Origin of the sequence: Microvirga sp. 3-52 (assembly GCF_018383585.1) — a bacterium.
In the GTDB taxonomy this organism is placed as follows: Bacteria; Pseudomonadota; Alphaproteobacteria; order Rhizobiales; family Beijerinckiaceae; genus Microvirga.
In genome coordinates this window covers 1-14,978 of record NZ_JAHAMK010000017.1, presented here as the reverse complement: position 1 = coordinate 14,978, position 14,978 = coordinate 1, and the positions used below count along the sequence as shown (strand labels likewise).

At 57.7% G+C, this 14,978-nt stretch carries 15 protein-coding genes and 2 pseudogenes; 12 read left to right on the top strand and 5 right to left on the bottom strand.

What is annotated here, in order from left to right:
- Positions 1–82 precede the first annotated feature (82 nt).
- Positions 83–472, bottom strand: coding sequence for a hypothetical protein (locus KHP60_RS14245; RefSeq protein ID WP_213564983.1), 390 nt, complete (start codon positions 470–472; stop codon positions 83–85).
- Between the two features lie 301 nt (positions 473–773).
- On the opposite strand from KHP60_RS14245, the gene KHP60_RS14240 reads away from it, so the two are divergent.
- From KHP60_RS14240 to KHP60_RS14230, 3 genes are all read left to right on the top strand, one after another.
- Positions 774–1,370 (top strand): hypothetical protein, encoded by a 597-nt coding sequence (locus tag KHP60_RS14240; protein WP_213565074.1) that lies wholly within the window; start codon positions 774–776, stop codon positions 1,368–1,370.
- An 8-nt stretch (positions 1,371–1,378) separates the two neighbouring features.
- Entirely contained in the window at positions 1,379–2,005 is a 627-nt protein-coding gene (locus KHP60_RS14235; RefSeq protein WP_213564982.1) for a PRC-barrel domain-containing protein, read from the top strand.
- Between the two features lie 760 nt (positions 2,006–2,765).
- Positions 2,766–3,128, top strand: a complete 363-nt coding sequence (locus KHP60_RS14230; protein ID WP_213564981.1) for a DsrE family protein — start codon at positions 2,766–2,768, stop codon at positions 3,126–3,128.
- Between the two features lie 366 nt (positions 3,129–3,494).
- Here the strand turns inward: KHP60_RS14230 and KHP60_RS14225 are convergent, their stop codons facing one another.
- A complete protein-coding gene (locus KHP60_RS14225; RefSeq protein WP_213564980.1) occupies positions 3,495–3,929 on the bottom strand; it encodes a DUF4440 domain-containing protein in 435 nt (144 codons plus the stop codon).
- Between the two features lie 365 nt (positions 3,930–4,294).
- Here KHP60_RS14225 and KHP60_RS14220 point away from each other — a divergent pair, with 365 nt between their 5' ends.
- On the top strand, positions 4,295–6,061 hold the full coding sequence (locus tag KHP60_RS14220; RefSeq protein ID WP_213564979.1) for an adenylate/guanylate cyclase domain-containing protein: 1,767 nt from the start codon (positions 4,295–4,297) through the stop codon (positions 6,059–6,061).
- Between the two features lie 60 nt (positions 6,062–6,121).
- Here the strand turns inward: KHP60_RS14220 and KHP60_RS14215 are convergent, their stop codons facing one another.
- Together KHP60_RS14215 and KHP60_RS14210 are read right to left on the bottom strand one after the other, a co-directional pair.
- Positions 6,122–6,469, bottom strand: a complete 348-nt coding sequence (locus KHP60_RS14215) for a hypothetical protein (protein WP_213564978.1) — start codon at positions 6,467–6,469, stop codon at positions 6,122–6,124.
- Between the two features lie 219 nt (positions 6,470–6,688).
- Positions 6,689–8,887: an ATP-dependent RecD-like DNA helicase gene (locus KHP60_RS14210; protein ID WP_213564977.1), complete on the bottom strand. Its 2,199-nt coding sequence runs from the start codon at positions 8,885–8,887 to the stop codon at positions 6,689–6,691.
- Positions 8,888–9,120: 233 nt separating this feature from the next.
- Between KHP60_RS14210 and KHP60_RS14205 the strand changes: the two genes are divergently transcribed.
- The 8 genes and pseudogenes from KHP60_RS14205 (at position 9,121) to KHP60_RS14175 (ending at position 14,830) form a co-directional block, all read left to right on the top strand.
- Entirely contained in the window at positions 9,121–9,513 is a 393-nt protein-coding gene (locus tag KHP60_RS14205) for a hypothetical protein (RefSeq protein WP_213564976.1), read from the top strand.
- Positions 9,514–9,593: 80 nt separating this feature from the next.
- Positions 9,594–9,959, top strand: a complete 366-nt coding sequence (locus KHP60_RS14200; protein ID WP_213564975.1) for a GlsB/YeaQ/YmgE family stress response membrane protein — start codon at positions 9,594–9,596, stop codon at positions 9,957–9,959.
- A 105-nt stretch (positions 9,960–10,064) separates the two neighbouring features.
- On the top strand, positions 10,065–10,511 hold the full coding sequence (locus tag KHP60_RS14195) for a GNAT family N-acetyltransferase (protein ID WP_213564974.1): 447 nt from the start codon (positions 10,065–10,067) through the stop codon (positions 10,509–10,511).
- 69 nt (positions 10,512–10,580) lie between these two features.
- Complete coding sequence (locus tag KHP60_RS14190; RefSeq protein ID WP_213564973.1) at positions 10,581–11,225, top strand: NAD-dependent deacylase; 645 nt, start codon at positions 10,581–10,583, stop codon at positions 11,223–11,225.
- An 80-nt stretch (positions 11,226–11,305) separates the two neighbouring features.
- Positions 11,306–11,539, top strand: coding sequence for a hypothetical protein (locus KHP60_RS14185; RefSeq protein ID WP_213564972.1), 234 nt, complete (start codon positions 11,306–11,308; stop codon positions 11,537–11,539).
- Between the two features lie 192 nt (positions 11,540–11,731).
- A pseudogene (locus KHP60_RS25220) lies at positions 11,732–11,857 on the top strand (Maebl); the annotation flags it as partial.
- 70 nt (positions 11,858–11,927) lie between these two features.
- Positions 11,928–13,073 (top strand): hypothetical protein, encoded by a 1,146-nt coding sequence (locus KHP60_RS14180; RefSeq protein WP_213564971.1) that lies wholly within the window; start codon positions 11,928–11,930, stop codon positions 13,071–13,073.
- Positions 13,074–14,110: 1,037 nt separating this feature from the next.
- The gene (locus KHP60_RS14175; RefSeq protein ID WP_213564970.1) at positions 14,111–14,830 is read left to right on the top strand and encodes a hypothetical protein; all 720 of its coding nucleotides are present in this window, start codon (positions 14,111–14,113) and stop codon (positions 14,828–14,830) included.
- Here the strand turns inward: KHP60_RS14175 and KHP60_RS14170 are convergent.
- Positions 14,802–14,978: pseudogene (locus KHP60_RS14170) on the bottom strand (IS630 family transposase); the annotation flags it as partial. The gene KHP60_RS14175 and the pseudogene KHP60_RS14170 sit on opposite strands and share 29 nt — an antisense overlap.

The window sequence follows — 14,978 nt, the reverse complement described above, 5'->3', positions numbered from 1 at the left end:
ATTTCCTGCCAAGGATTCGACGGGTCGGCGGGAACTAAAAGCGAGCGTCGGCTGGCACTCGTTTCCGGGTCGTGTTCGAGGGCTAATTCCGTGCTGGCCCAGCCAAGGGTGTGCTGGGAGCAAGGCGGCAGCGCTCCCGAAACATCTGTTGCGCGGCCGCAAGATCAGGAACCCAGGTCTCGAACCGCGCCGACATTGCCCCGACTCCCTCTACATTCAAGGATTGGAGCCCTGTTGTATGCAGCGGCCCCACAAGGATGTCGCCTTCACCAAAGAACAGGGTGCCGTCCTCCCACTCCAAGAGCACAAAGCCCCGTTCGGTCTGGACCACGAAGATTTGGCAGAACGGCTTGAAATCGAGAACAACTGTGCCGGTGAAGCGGGGATTGCCAGGACCGGTTGTGATGAGAGCCACGACGCCAACCACAAAGGCAACACACCAGAGGCCAAAGGCCAGGAGAGGCTTTGTCATCGCAGGCCCCCTCGCAGTATTGGAGAGAACGCCCAGATCGACTCGGCACTAACGTCGTGAACATTATAGCCGCTTCAGTCGGCTATGTTAATGTTCCTCCTATCCCGCCATGAGAACAACATGAGTATTGCTGCCACGAGGTCTGGAAACTTGGCAGGATTGCAGAGCTTACCGCGCCAAGCTCGTCAGCCAAGGTCTTCACATAGGTTAAAGCACCCCGGAACGGCGCTCGCAGCCATGGCGTTTATCAAATGGTGCAGGTTGCTCGACAAACCTGCTCTGAGTGGCCTGGAGGGCTCGCATGGTGAATGTATCCGGTATCAGCAGCCAACTCACTTCTGATCAGGAGAAGGGTAAATCTCCGGAGTGTCCCCCGGACAGCAAACTGCCTGAGAACTCGCAGGAGAACCTCGACGCAAGGCTCGACCATGCCATCGAGGAGACCTTTCCCACGAGCGATCCGGTTTCCGTGACCATCACCAAGGGGCCTGAGCCTGATCGTCCTGACCAGGAAGCTCGTGCCTCTTCGGCGGAAGAACAGCAGGGTCAACCGGAGCAGGGCTCAACCGAGCAAGCTCTGGATCAGGTCCGGGAGGCGCTCAACGACGTTGCAGATCAAGCGTCCGGAGCAGCCCGTGAGGTGTATCGGCGAGGCGAGCACTACGTCCGCCAAGCAGGCGAACGCTATCCGCAGGCTGAACGCTACTACCGTGAAGGCCAGCAAGTTCTCAGGCAACAAGTCACCGAGAGCCCACTACTATCGCTTCTCCTGGCGGCGGCTGCGGGTTACGCGCTGGCCTGGATGATTCATGGCCGGTGGCAAGGTCAAGATACAGGAGTGCCGGATTACGGCAGAACTCGCCAGGGCTACGCCCCACATCGCGACAGGTACCGATAAGGGGTGACATGCGCGTCCATCGTTTGTGGCTATCCTTCCTCGGGGCAGTCCTGGTTAGCACTCCGGGTCTGGCGCAACCGAGCCAGACCACAGCGCCCGCCCCGCAAACTGCCATCGGCGGTGGGATCACCCAGTTGCAGCCGGATCAATGGCAGGCTTCCAACCTGGAGGGGCTGGATGTCTACAGCAGCAATAACGGCGATAAGATCGGCGACATCAGCGACTTGATTTTCGATGACAGCGGCAAGGTTCAGGCGGTGGTGATCGGGGTTGGCGGATACTTGGGAATTGGCAAACGCGCCGTTGCAGTGCCGTTCGACGAGATCAGGTTCGTCAACGAGCCGCGCGTCAACACCACCCGCACAACAACGGGCGAGGCCCGACTGGCGGGAACCCGCCCTGGTGGCGGCACCGTCGCCTCACTGTCACCAGCCGGAACAGCGGCAGTACCAGCAGGCCCAGACGGTCCTGCCACGTCGGACATGGCTACGAACAATGCGTCTGCTCCTGCCGCATCTGGAGCAGGACAAGCGGCGGCTGCTGGGAGCGGCTCCACCCCCAATCACGCCGTCCTGATGATGAGCGTCACCAAGGTTGAGTTGCGGACGGCTCCCGAGTTCAGAGCACCCCACTGAAGTTCGTTTCTAACGAACGGCTTCAGGACTACCCGTGGCGGTTGGCGTAGCGACGCTTCTTGGTGAGGTTCTTCAGCCCTTCGAGCGTTTTGGCTGGGGCAATGACCTCCTTGTAGCGGCGGGTGTGCTTCTTGAAGGATGGACGCATGCGCGATTTCCCGGCCATGAGCTTTGTCCCTTTCTTGCATAAATGGTGAGACCACCAGGGGTGAACATAAAATCCGAGAAACCGTTCAGGCGCGGACATTTCCCTTAGGAGTCTCGTACCGAGCGAGCCGCTCGACAAGCTCTGTCAATCGGGCTGGAAGGGGAGCCTCGACCGGACCGCAGGCAACCCGCAGGCGCTCTCCCAGCCATTGAAGGTCACTGGGGCCCAGCGACCGGCTTAACGTAGTGTTGGCTGAGGAAGGAAGCGTGACTGTCGGGGAGTGGGTGTCAGTCGGGAACAGGGCTTGCATTGAGACACTCTCATTAGCAGCACGAATGTGCCGGTACATGCCCCTATGGTCTTGCCCTTGTTCAGGGTCTCTGCTGTGCAAAGCAGCGAGATTTTGTGGCAATTGTGCGGACAGAGCATTGGGCTCTTCTACGGCAGAAACCTCATTGCTGTCCTGAGGTGGGCTCCTGGAAGCCTTTGCTCCCTCTGTCCACGGTGGAGGGCATGATGCATTCGCCATCACCTGAATAGTCATTGCGCACCTGTTGAGGCCCTTACCGATCACGAGCAAGATCGGTAGGAACAGTGCTCTCGGAGGCTGTGATGCCGAGTCTTCTCGTTCATATCACCTGTGGCCCTGAGAACCCGACAAAAGCGACGCTCGCTTTCTTTGTCGCAGCGGCGGCAGTTGAAGCAGGCCACGAGGTTCATGTTTTTCTCGCTGGCGATGCCGTCCAACTGTTCCGTGAGCCCGTGCGGAACGCCTTAATAGGGCTCGGCACAGGAGCGCTGCATGAGCACTACTTGAAAATCATAGCGGGAGGCGGTCGGCTCTACGTCTCGGGTGGGTCCTGTGCCGCACGAGGTGTGACCGACGACGATCTCGAAGGTGTGCCGCACGAGAAGGGAGCACCACCCACACTGGTTCGGCTGGTCATGGAGTGCGACCGCAGCATCGTCTATTGACGAGATCACCACCGGAGGGCTGGATCAAGGTCGTTCATCACATCACTCCCACCGTTGATCGGGTTGAGGTCCGTGTCCTCGTAGACAACGTGACCGACAGCCTGTCCACCGTTCCGAGCTATGTCGAGAACGAGTGGAGCTACCTGCGGTGGAACGGGATGACAAGGCTGTCAGGCCGGTGCACTTGCTGTGCCGCCCATGGTCTGTCATGTCTGATCACGGCCCATCGTGGCGAGCGTAGGCATACCATTCTCTTCGACACGGGGCCAGAGAGTCCATCGGCAACATCTGCGACCTGTTCGAGCCGTATGAACGCTTGAACGAACTCAGGGCGGCTGGATACGTGTCGGTCAAATCATCCGATGCTCAAGACGAGGGTTTTCTCGTCCATGTATGCAGTACGAGATGCCACCCGCTTTCGTCTTTCTTGAAAACTTGGGTGACATATCCGGCAATCGTCTTGCCGCCCGATTCGGCCTGCCAAGTGCCATAGGCATAGCCCAGGTTCCCATCCGCCTCTGCGCTCTCCACAGTGACTTTGTGCGCCTTTACCCCGCTCTTGATGATACCGCCATAGAGATTCTGCACACCCTCGTGACCGGTAACCGGATTTCCTCCAGCAGGCATGATGACGGCATCCTTCGTGTAGAATGTCGCGATCTTCGAAGCATCGCCCGCGTTGAAGGCAACGTCCCAATTTGCCGCCCCGGTAGTGACTTGGCTCTTGAAGTCTTGACCTTGAGCCGCGCCAGCCACGAACATCCCGGCAGTTACGAAAAGATACCTCACGCAATGCGTCATGACATCCTCCCTTTCTTGGGAGGTCTGAGTTTAGCAAGGTTTAGCAGCCTGCGACAGGCGCTACCGAATGCACTTGTGCGATGCAGAGGCTCCCCACCTTGGAAGCGCACTGGCGCGCCCTCGGCGACGTATCCAATCTCTTCGAGCCTCAGGAGTGCTGGAACGATCCCAAGGCCGTCGATTATGCGTTTGTCTAACCGACCGCTGCTCTAAATTGATGGCGTCCGCTGTCCCTCCCGACCGATCTGACCGACAAAGTGCTCCAAGCGAAGCTTGGCTTTTGGAGCGCTCCATATCACTCATGGAGACTGGACACCTCACCTCGTCCACCGCACACTTCCCTCTGAAATTGCGCCGAGAGTGCCATGGGTTCGCAGGACCACAGGGTTGAGCGGCGGCTCGCCGCCATCTTCGCCGCCGATGTGGCAGGCTATTCACGCTTGATGGGCCTGGACGAGGTCAGGACCCTCCGAATACTGACCGCCCATCGCGAGATCATGGACCGGCTCATAGCCGAACATGGCGGACGGATTGCCAACACGGCGGGGGATAGCATTCTGGCCGAGTTCCCCAGCGCTGTAGACGCTGTCCAGTGTGCCATTGCAGTACAGGGAGCACTGGCAGTGGCCAACTTGGATATCTCTGAGAACCGCCGCGTCCGATTCCGGATCGGCGTCCATGTTGGCGATGTAATGGTTCGAGGCGGCGATCTGCTCGGAGACGGAGTGAATACTGCGGCGCGGCTGGAGGGCCTTGCCGATCCAGGGGGCATCTGCATCTCAGAAGCTACCTATGGCTATGTCCGAAAGACCCTGCCTCTGGCCTTTACTGATCTTGGCCTTCAGAAGGTGAAGAATATTGAGGAGCCCGTCCGTGCCTACGCCGTGAAGGCGACCCTGCCTGCCGCAAATGGAATGGCAGAGACTAAACCTCTCACCTTGCCTGACAGGCCCTCTATCACCGTCCTGCCCTTCACCAACATGAGCCCTGATCCAGAGCAGGAATTCTTCGCAGATGGCATGACAGAGGACATCATCACGGGCCTTTCCCGACTCCGGTGGCTATTCGTCATCGCCCGAAACTCGACTTTCACCTACAAGGGCAAGGCTGTCGATGTGCGACAGGTTGCTCGCGAGTTGGGCGTCCGCTATGTGCTGGAGGGAAGCGTCAGGGCTTCTGGCAAACGTATCCGTGTCACAGGCCAGTTGATTGACGCAGAAACCAGCAAGCACATCTGGGCCGAGAAGTATGACCGGCAACTCGATGATGTCTTCGCCGTGCAGGACGAAATTACGGAAAACGTCGTAGCGGCAATCGAGCCGCAGTTGTACGCCCGAGAAAGTGTTCGTTTGGCAGGCCAGCCACCTGAAACCATCAGCACCTGGGGACTTGTTGTTCGTGCCATTGATTTGGTCAGTCATCTTGGCCAGCGCCACAACGAAGAAGCCAGAGCCCTGCTTGAACGGGCTGTTTCGAGTGAGCCGACTTATGCGAGAGCGCAAGCCATCCTGAGTTGGGCGGTCTGGTGGGCAGCATGGAATTATTGGCTACCTGACGAAAGCCATGGGTTTGGGCAGGCTAAGCGACATGCAAAGGACGCGCTTGCTCTTGATCCAAGTGAGCCATGGGCTCGAATGGTGTTTGGTCTCTGCCTGAGTTCTGAAGGGGAGCACGAACGAGCATTGCGCGAGCTTGAAGAAGCCCTACGTATCAACCCAAGCTTCGCCCTCGCGCACTCGATCTATGGCTGGGCACTTGCCCGTGCCGGAAGGTTTGACGATGCAGTGGTGCAGACTGGGACCGCTCTTCGCTTGAGCCCCACCGACAGCTTTCTAAGCTTCTACGAATTCCTTCATGGGTTCGCCCTTTTGGCCCGCCACCGTTTTGAGGATGCTCTTCCCCTCCTGCGCAAGTCCATTGTGGCGTTCCCGGAGTTTGCAACCCATTACGCCCTCCTCATTAGCTGCTGCGGTCACCTCGGGTTGCTTGAGGAGGCTCAAGCTCTGCTGGAGCACCGAAATACTCTTGGTCCGCCGCTTACGGTCAGCCTGAACCGGAGCCAACTGAGAAGGTATGCGACTGGGGCAGTCATCGCGGAGGGCTTGTCCAAGGCAGGAGTACCTGAGACTTGATTGGCTAAAAGGCAGAAACACATTTTCTACGCTGCCTGCTCCATAGGTGTGAGGTTCCCTCTAAACCTCCACATCCTTAGCTTCAGCCTCGGTCCATAGCCCTAAGATCGCATCTGGATCAGAAAGAGCGTAAAGCTGCTCCAGAGCCATACCCCTTGAAAGGCCATGACGAAGCATCTTCTCGCGATCTCGTTCGAATGCTTTGACATCTGCCCACTCTGGGACGGCATCAATCAAGGCGCTCATCATGCGCCAGACCCGATGCGAGTGGAATGGGCCGAGTGTTGGCTCAGCGGGAGCGGCGGTGGACAGCGCAATAGTTCCAGATCGCGTTTCGACAAAATGGTCGATAGCTGAGGAGCCGCTGTCGCTGTGTTCCAATACCAGTTCCAGACGATGTTGATCCATCTTCGCTCTCATTCGCCGGATCGGCTGCACTGGAGTCATCGCCAAATCCCGTTAACAAGAGATGAGGTCACGTCGGGCTCAGCGCTGCGCATATGCTTCAGGAGCGAGTAGTGCGGCATGTGCCACTGGAGGCGTAAGCAGGAAGACCTTGCCGCAGCGGTCAATGAGCTTCGGATATGTGATTAGCCTCCCGATTCAGAACGCGCTCGTTTTGGCCTTTCAGGCTACGGCGAGCCATTCCCGCAGTTTCGTCCAGCGCCTCTTCATCTGCCCGCCCCTGACCGCAATCCCAATAGCTTTCTTCTGCCCCACCAGCACGACCAGCCGCTTGCCACGGGTGACCCCCGTGTAGAGCAGGTTGCGGGCCAGCATCGTGAAATGCTGCGTCACGACCGGGATGATTACAGCAGGATATTCCGAGCCCTGCGACTTATGAATGGTCGTCGCATAGGCAGGCACCAGTGTATCGAGTTCACCGAACGGGTAGGAAACCTCCCGTCCATCGAACGAGGCAATCAATGCTCCTTCCTCGTCATCGATCCGAACCACCATGCCGAGGTCACCGTTGAACACCTCCCTATCATAGTCGTTCTGGGTCTCCATGACCCGATCTCCCGGCGAGAAGCGCCAGCCAAACCTCTCCACTTTGGTGGGCGGATTGGGATTGAGCACCTCCTGAAGCTGGATGTTCAGGTTGCGAGCGCCGAGCAACCCTCGGTTCATCGGGCAGAGCACCTGAACATCCTTCATCGGATCAAGCCCGAACCGGCGCGGCATACGCTCCTTGATCATCTGGATGATCTTCGGCACACCCTCCTCGGGATCGTTGATTTCCACAAAGTAGAAGTCGCTCTCTTCCCCTGCCTTCGGTGGCTCAGGCATCTGGCCCTTGTTGATCCGGTGGGCATTGACCACGATCCGGCTTTCCGCCGCCTGACGAAAGACCTCTGTCAGCCGAGCGACAGGAACACGTTCGGAGGCGATGATGTCAGCCAGCACCTGTCCCGAGCCGACTGAGGGCAACTGATCCACATCTCCCACCAGCAGCAGGCCAGCTTGCGCGGGAATGGCCTTGGTCAGCGCATTCATCAGCGGCACATCGACCATGCTGGTCTCGTCCACCACCAGCAGATCGCAGTCGAGCGGGTTCTCCTCCGTGCGGGAGAAGCCACCATGCTTCGGATCAATCTCCAGCAGGCGGTGGATCGTCTTGGCCTCGATCCCGGTCTGCTCGGTCATGCGCTTAGCCGCCCGTCCTGTCGGAGCGGCCAGTGCCACCCGAACGCCTTTGGCGACCAGAAGGCGTAGGATCGTGTCGAGCAGGGTTGTCTTGCCGACACCAGGGCCACCGGTCACCACGGCCACTTTCGAGCCGAGCACCAGCTTCAGAGCCTCGCGCTGCGAGGTCGCCAGGGTTTTGCCCGTGCGGCTCTCGACCCATGGAATGGCCTTGTCGATGTCGATCTCTGGCCATGGCGGTGGGCCAGACGCTCGTTCCATCAGCCGTGACGCAATGGCTTGCTCGGACAGATGCAGACCCTTGAGAAAGAGACAGGTCTCGTCACCGATGGTGTCAGAGATGATCTCTCCTTTGGCTAACTCTTCTACGATGGCCGTGCGGATCAGTTGCCCATCAACCTCCAGTAACTGCTCGGCCAAGCGGGTGAGCGCCTCGACGGGCAGAGCACAGTGACCCTCGTCGGTGGCAGTCTGGAGCGCGAACGAGATACCGGCGCGAATACGCTGCGGGGCAGTCTTCTCCATGCCGAGCTTGACCGCAATGGCATCCGCCGTCTTGAAGCCAATCCCGCGCACGTCCTTGGCCAGCCGGTACGGGTCCTCGGTCATGACCTGAATGGACTCATAGCCATAGGTCTTGAAGATACGCACCGCTCGCGCTGTCCCAACGCCATGGGCATGCAGGAAGATCATGATCTCCCGCACCGCCTTCTGCTCGGCCCAACCTGAGACGATCCGGGAGGCTCTCATAGGGCCAATTCCAGAAACCTCGGTCAGACGCTCGGGCTGGGCCTCAATGATCTCGAAGGTGTCCACCCCAAAGGCAGCGACGATGCGCTTGGCCATGGCCGGTCCGATGCCGCGCATCTGGCCTGAGGCAAGATACTTCTCGATCCCCTCTGCTCCGGTCGGCGGGGTGGTCTTGAGTACCTCGGCCTTGAACTGAGGCCCGTGGGTTCGGTCGCTGATCCAGAGCCCACTCGCAGTGATCCATTCGCCTGCCGATACACTGGGGGTATGGCCGACTACTGTCACAAGGTCACGCTTGCCACGGGCATGGACCTTCAGAACAGCAAAGCCGTTCTCGGCATTGTGGAAGGTGACGCGCTCGACCGAGCCCGCGAGGGTTTCCAAGGCAGGTTTCTGTTCAGCCTGTGCGGGTCGGAACATCTGGTTCATGGTGCCTGCTGGGTCGAATTCCCAGCCTCTTTGACTCTATCGCGGGATTGCATTGCTGACGAGGTGGCGCTCCTTCGCTCCCGGTCACTTCGCCGAAGACTACCGGTACCGGGATCGCGGTCGGCCCTCAGCAAGCTTCAAGGGAACGGCAGGAGGTCAGAACGTGACTTGACCCTGACCTATGTTCTATGTTTGTTCTTTTCGAGGCATAGATCAAGAGAGGCCACCAGACCATGATTCGCACCGGATCAGACCGAAAACTCGTCACGCCGAGTGAGCCCGAGCAACAAGCCAAGGACATGCAGCGGTTGCTCGCAAAAGCTGAGCAGCAGATCAGGAAGCTTCAAGAGAAGGTCGCGGATCAGAAGCAGCAGATTCGTGAGTTCCAAGCTCAGGCCAAACACGAGGATGGCCTTGCTGCCGAGCGTGAGGAACTCAAAGCTGAGATTACTGATCTAAAGGGTGAGATCAGGGAATTGATCCGTGTCAACCGGGAGCAGGTCGAGAACCTTGAGGCGCTCCGGGTTGAGAACGCGAGATTGAAGGCAGGAACAAAGGTCCAGTCGCCGAGCAATAGGGCCACAGGGGCAGTCCTCCGGGGAGCACCACAGCCCTTGCTGTCCTAATAGTCGGCGAGGCAGGCCGGTCTACGGTTCTCCCGGCGTAGCTCCTGGATAGTTGCTCCACGAACATCCATATCGAGCGCATGGCGAAAACATCCAAGAGCAATCCAGGCCAAAGGCGAGGTGCGCACAAAGCATCTGAGCCCACCGGAACTCGGCTTCCGTTCCGCATCAGTGTGGACCGGGAGGCACTTAACGCATTGGACAAACGAGCTATCGCGGCCCAGGTTGGAATCGGGATCGTGGCAGGTTGGCTGGCAAGCTGGCTTGTTGGCGGCTCTGGCCTTCTTCATTACGTGGTCACCGGACTTGCTGGATCACTCGTTGGCGGCTTTCTTCTTGAGCGCTTCGGAATTGATCTGGGCATTCGTAATCAGACCGCCAGCCGGATTGTCACTGCAATGATAGGAGCGATTGTGGTTGTTCTGATCGCCCGCCTTGTAAGCTGACATCCTCTCGGCATCCAATCCCTTGATCAGGTGTGTGGGCCATTAGTAACAAGCGATCTACGTTTGGAGCACTACCTTACCTCGTTTCTGTTCACTGACAGTCCTATGACTATCGAGCTACGACCGGCTTGTTCGGATGACTATGTCTTTGCTCTTGAACTCTACATCGAAGCGATCAGACCTCTTGCAAGTGCCTGGATAGAGTGGATCGAGACTGATCAGGAGGCTGAGTTCGCCAGTCTGTGGCGTCCTACCGATACCCGGATCATAACTCTCGATGGCCAGGAAATTGGCTGGGTGGAGTTTCGGCGGACTGGCGACGAGGTCTTCCTAAAGCAACTTTATATCGCGCACTCACATCAACGGCGTGGCATTGGCTCACGAGCCATGCGACTGCTGCTGGAGAAGCAGCGTGAGGCGGCAAAGTCGATGGCGCTGTTCGTGCTGAAAAACAACCCTTCCTATCGGTTTTACGAGCACCATGGCTTCAAGGTCGTTCACGAGACCCACAGCACCTTTGTGATGCGCCGTGAGTTGATCCGCGCAGCCTGAACTCCGAAGCCCCGGTCAATCAGGTGAAAAATGCAGTATGGTCGGCCCGCCTAAATCGTAGGAGGAGCCATGAACATCTTCATCCTGACTGGGGCTGGCCTGTCAGCCGAAAGCGGCCTTGGTACCTTCCGAGACAAGGGTGGAATTTGGTCCAAGTTCGATCCGATGAAGCTCGCCACTCCAAGTGCCTTCGCGCGCAGTCCCGATGACGTTCATGCGTTCTACAACATGCGCCGCCAGAACCTACTCGCGGCTGAACCGAACGAAGCCCATCGGGCGCTTGCCCGTCTCGAAGAAGGGTTGGCTGGGCACGGGAGGCTTTTCCTGGTGACTCAGAACATCGACGATCTGCATGAGCGCGCAGGGGCACAACATGTCATCCATATGCATGGCGAGCTTCTGAAGGCGCGCTGTACAGCCTGCACTTCGGTGACGCCTTGGCATGAGGACCTGAGCGTGAACCACGCCTGTCCGCACTGTGGAGAGACCGGGACCTTGCGACCGGATGTTGTCTGGTTCGGTGAGGTTCCGCTCCACATGGATGCTATTGATGACGTGTTAGCTCAGGCCGATCTGTTCGTCTCCATTGGCACCTCCGGGTCGGTCTATCCCGCCGCAGGGTTCGTGGAGCAGGCCAAGGAGCTTGGGATACGCACCTGTGAGATCAATCTTGAGCCCTCAGACAATGCTCGTCTCTTTGATGAGACGTATTAAGGACCTGCGACACAAACAGTTCCTGCCTGGGTCGAGAGAGTGATTTCAGGGCAGGTAAGCCCATAGCAGGAATCGTCACAATGTTGCTCGAACTGACCAAAGAGCAATTAGGCGTTCTTAGACGCGCCCTCGAAGCAAGAGTCCGTGATATGCAACTGCGCCTGGGCAGCGATCCCGGAGATGATGGCTTCCGGCGCGAAGCGACACTCACGACACAGCTTCTTCGGCAGGTTGAGGGGTTGGAACGGCAGGCTGGCCCGCGCGCTCGGGGAATTTTGGAGCCAGAGTTCTTGCCGGATGATGACGAGCACTGAACCGCAGCACGTCGTCTCGCCGATAGACCGCCGCCACTCCAGGCTGTTCTCTGAGAAGATCGTATAGGCCCTGGATTCCTGTGTACGGGCAGGGATTGTCAGTGAAATAGTGTGCCCCGGAACTTCGTCGTACACGGTCTCCTCAGTTATGATCCAGCAAGTTTCCTCTGAAATCCGCCGAGTAGCCTATCAATGCCAGAACCCCGCTCGGCTCGTCTTGCCGTCCTGATCGATGCTGACAATGCCTCCCCAAGGATCGCTGATGGTCCTTTCGAGGAGATCGCCAAGATCGGCGAAGCCAGTGTCCGCCGAATCTATCTACGGCCAGCGACACACTAAGTGCCGCCAACACACACACCGCTCCTAACTCACGGAAGACCGAACAACCGTGGCAACAACACGCACTATTGGACCGCTGCATCTCGAAGACCTCGAACCCCACCGGTTCGAAGACCTCGCACGTCAACTTCTCTACGACTTCCGCATATGGCGGCAACTGGAGGCGACTGGCCGATCCGGAGCCGATGAAGGTTTCGATGCCAGAGCATACGAGATCGTCGAATTCGCAGATCAGGAAGACACAGGTGAGGCGGACGAACGTGACCTTACCGGACGTTCTGACCGCCTTTGGATGATCCAATGCAAACGCGAGAAGGCGCTAACGCCAGCAAAGATCGAAAAGTACCTGAGAGAGCTTCCGAACGAATCGATTCAGGGCGCATGGGGAATTGTCTTTGTTGCCGCCTGTGATTTTTCACTGAAAACCCGAAACACCTTTCGGAATATCACCCGCGAACTTGGCTTTTCAGAAGCTTATCTATGGGGGCGAGGAGAGATTGAGGACCTACTCTTCCAACCCAAGAACGATCATCTCCTGTTCGCCTACTTCGGAATCTCCCTACAAGCGAGACAGCGGACATTAAAATCCGATTTGCGAGCCCGCCTTGCAATCAAGCGGAAGGCTCAGCGCACATTCCACAAACATGCTCATGTTCTTATCCGCGACGCTTCAGATGAACGTTATCCGGAATACGATAGTAACAAGGAGCTTGACCTATTTGATCGAGGTCGGTGGCAAGTGATGACAGTAGAAGGAGTCTGTCATGACGGCATTCGCCTACTTAAGCGAAGACACATGGCATACATCAGCCCCGATGGGGAACAATGGGATTATGCCGAGACATACAATGATGCTCGACCAGGGCCGCATTCCGATCCGTGGAGTGAAGGCTTTGATGAGCGCCACCAACAGCAGCAAGAGCCTAAAGGCATCTGGTTCGAACTCGAACCAGAGGAGCGTGGCTGGTACGAAGTCTGTATTGTGCTTCCGTTTGAAGCTGTCCTGGACATCGACGAGGACGGAGACGACATCTTCAAGGGGCCTCACGTTTTCACAATACCTCACCTCAGCCGCAATGGCCCATTTAGGGGATACGTTTACACCTCATTGAGAACTCCAGACGGACGAACCGCTGAACCTCGCATCGAGACCCGTATCGCTAAGTTTCCAAGGCCCGACGAAAAGAAGAGATAGGTAGTTCGGGCTAACCTCTGCATCCGCCAACTTGGGCACCACCTCCTCCATTGCCAAGTTTGGAAAGGTAGTATCGAAGCTTTGGCATTTCCTGCAAGCGGGCATTTCGTAGAGAGGCGGTATTGCTCGGCTTATGGTTTCCCGCCCCTGATCACCTGGAGCTTTCGCTTCGACGGCGGGAGATCAGGGGGCTTTGGTGGACGGTCCCAATCCAAGAAGTAGGCTCCACAGTGTGGGGCATCCGTTCGGGCTCGCCGGTCCCGAGGACATCCTCTCCAAGGACAGTCATGCGCCACCTTGTCGAGAAGCTCGTCGAGAGGAATCTCCGAGCCATACTTGGCCGCGAGGCGGGCGAGACGGTATTCACCGCGCCTGTTACAGAGTTTGCACCGAATCCTCACGACGACCCACGGGTACTCGGAGAGCCGTTCTACCATGCTCCTCTCCTGTCCAGCCGAGAACATAATAGGAACAAGATAGCTGCGGTTCCAGGAGAAGTCCGCTGACCTGTCAAGGTGGGCGTCCTCGATGACGGTGGGGGACGGCACCGGCAGAGCCGCTTCAGCAAGCAGCACGATATTGGTTGCGCGTTTCCAGTCCCGTGAGAGCCTTTCTATCTTAAGTCAGCTAAGAGGTGACGCGTGGAGATTGGTCGAGCGAAGCAACTGCCTGGGCTTCGTCCTTTCGAGGGCTGGGCACTCGAAGCCATAGCTCAGGCTGATAGAACTTCGGCTGGCATGCTTCGCACTGCCTTATCGGCGAGTTCGCTACGTCGCCAAACCATGTTCCTGGTGTTTGCCTCTCTCGATTGGGTCCCACCAGAGGCAATGGCGGCAAACCTCCGCAGTATGAACCTGGAGGGGTGTCGCCCGGATGGGAATCCGCTTCAGGTGATCAGTCACGCCCTTGGTGCATGCCGTCGTGTCCGCGATCTACTCCACGCAGCTTACGGACCCGTGGATGGCCTGCTCGGAGCCCTTAAGCGTCTCGGAGACGATCCATTGCCACGAGCATCCTATCGAGAATTGATAATTGTGATGACGGAGCCTGAGCATCTCACGAGGGCGAAGGTCCTGGCGCAACTGCCGAGGCTCACGTCAGCCTACCTGACCACGCTCTTGCGGCTTGAGGAGCCTTTCATTCTGAAGGAATTGGTCGAGCACCTCGATCCTAATGATGTAGTCAATTTCTCGACTGCTGTTAGGTTGGTCGAACATCTATCGCCGCAGATGACCACTGAAGACCTCGTCACCTCGATCACGTCCCTCCAACCCGAATCCAATCTGCATATCTGGTTACAAAATCAGGTCAGACGAGCACAAATTTTCCCTGTGACCCTGCCGGAACTTGATAAGGCTTTCGTCCCTCTCACCTCATCAGAGATAATCCGCGCCAAGGCCCTGGAGTATCGCAATTGCCTCCGGAGTCGGTTTGGGGAAGTTGCGCTGGGGCGCACATGCTATGTGGAGTATCAGCCATCCCCGGCAATCATTGAGCTTACCGCGTTGAGTGAGGGCCGCTGGGCCTGCTTCGATAGAATTTACGGGCCGCGAAATGCCCGCCTGACCTCCGCTACCCGACGAGCGATACTTCAAAAGCTGAGAGCTTCCGGCGTCTTGATCTACGCCCATCATGACGAGATCAGTCGCTGGAACTCAATCTCAAGGTGGCTTGGCGTTCATGACTACGACGAAGCTATTCTTGACGAAATTTTAGAGCACCGGTCATTCAGACGAATCCGTATCCGGCTGCGGTGAAGTAGTTACGGCATGCCTCGGGCTCGACGAGATCACAGATGTCGCCGATGGCCCGCCAGAGCGCCTCGACGGTCCGGGCTTCGGCTTTGCGCAAATGTGCTTTGATCTGTGAGAAGACCTGCTCAATCGGGTTCAAATCCGGACTGTA

Excerpts from the sequence above, each read along its gene's own strand:
- KHP60_RS14230 (WP_213564981.1), top strand. The coding sequence starts at position 2,766 with ATGCCGAGTCTTCTCGTTCATATCACCTGTGGCCCTGAGAACCCGACA.
- KHP60_RS14205 (WP_213564976.1), top strand. The coding sequence starts at position 9,121 with ATGATTCGCACCGGATCAGACCGAAAACTCGTCACGCCGAGTGAGCCC.
- KHP60_RS14195 (WP_213564974.1), top strand. The coding sequence starts at position 10,065 with ATGACTATCGAGCTACGACCGGCTTGTTCGGATGACTATGTCTTTGCT.
- KHP60_RS14215 (WP_213564978.1), bottom strand. The coding sequence starts at position 6,469 with ATGGATCAACATCGTCTGGAACTGGTATTGGAACACAGCGACAGCGGC.
- KHP60_RS14185 (WP_213564972.1), top strand. The coding sequence starts at position 11,306 with ATGTTGCTCGAACTGACCAAAGAGCAATTAGGCGTTCTTAGACGCGCC.
- KHP60_RS14220 (WP_213564979.1), top strand. The coding sequence starts at position 4,295 with ATGGGTTCGCAGGACCACAGGGTTGAGCGGCGGCTCGCCGCCATCTTC.
- KHP60_RS14210 (WP_213564977.1), bottom strand. The coding sequence starts at position 8,887 with ATGAACCAGATGTTCCGACCCGCACAGGCTGAACAGAAACCTGCCTTG.
- KHP60_RS14190 (WP_213564973.1), top strand. The coding sequence starts at position 10,581 with ATGAACATCTTCATCCTGACTGGGGCTGGCCTGTCAGCCGAAAGCGGC.
- KHP60_RS14200 (WP_213564975.1), top strand. The coding sequence starts at position 9,594 with ATGGCGAAAACATCCAAGAGCAATCCAGGCCAAAGGCGAGGTGCGCAC.
- KHP60_RS14175 (WP_213564970.1), top strand. The coding sequence starts at position 14,111 with ATGACGGAGCCTGAGCATCTCACGAGGGCGAAGGTCCTGGCGCAACTG.
- KHP60_RS14240 (WP_213565074.1), top strand. The coding sequence starts at position 774 with ATGGTGAATGTATCCGGTATCAGCAGCCAACTCACTTCTGATCAGGAG.
- KHP60_RS14235 (WP_213564982.1), top strand. The coding sequence starts at position 1,379 with ATGCGCGTCCATCGTTTGTGGCTATCCTTCCTCGGGGCAGTCCTGGTT.
- KHP60_RS14225 (WP_213564980.1), bottom strand. The coding sequence starts at position 3,929 with ATGACGCATTGCGTGAGGTATCTTTTCGTAACTGCCGGGATGTTCGTG.
- KHP60_RS14245 (WP_213564983.1), bottom strand. The coding sequence starts at position 472 with ATGACAAAGCCTCTCCTGGCCTTTGGCCTCTGGTGTGTTGCCTTTGTG.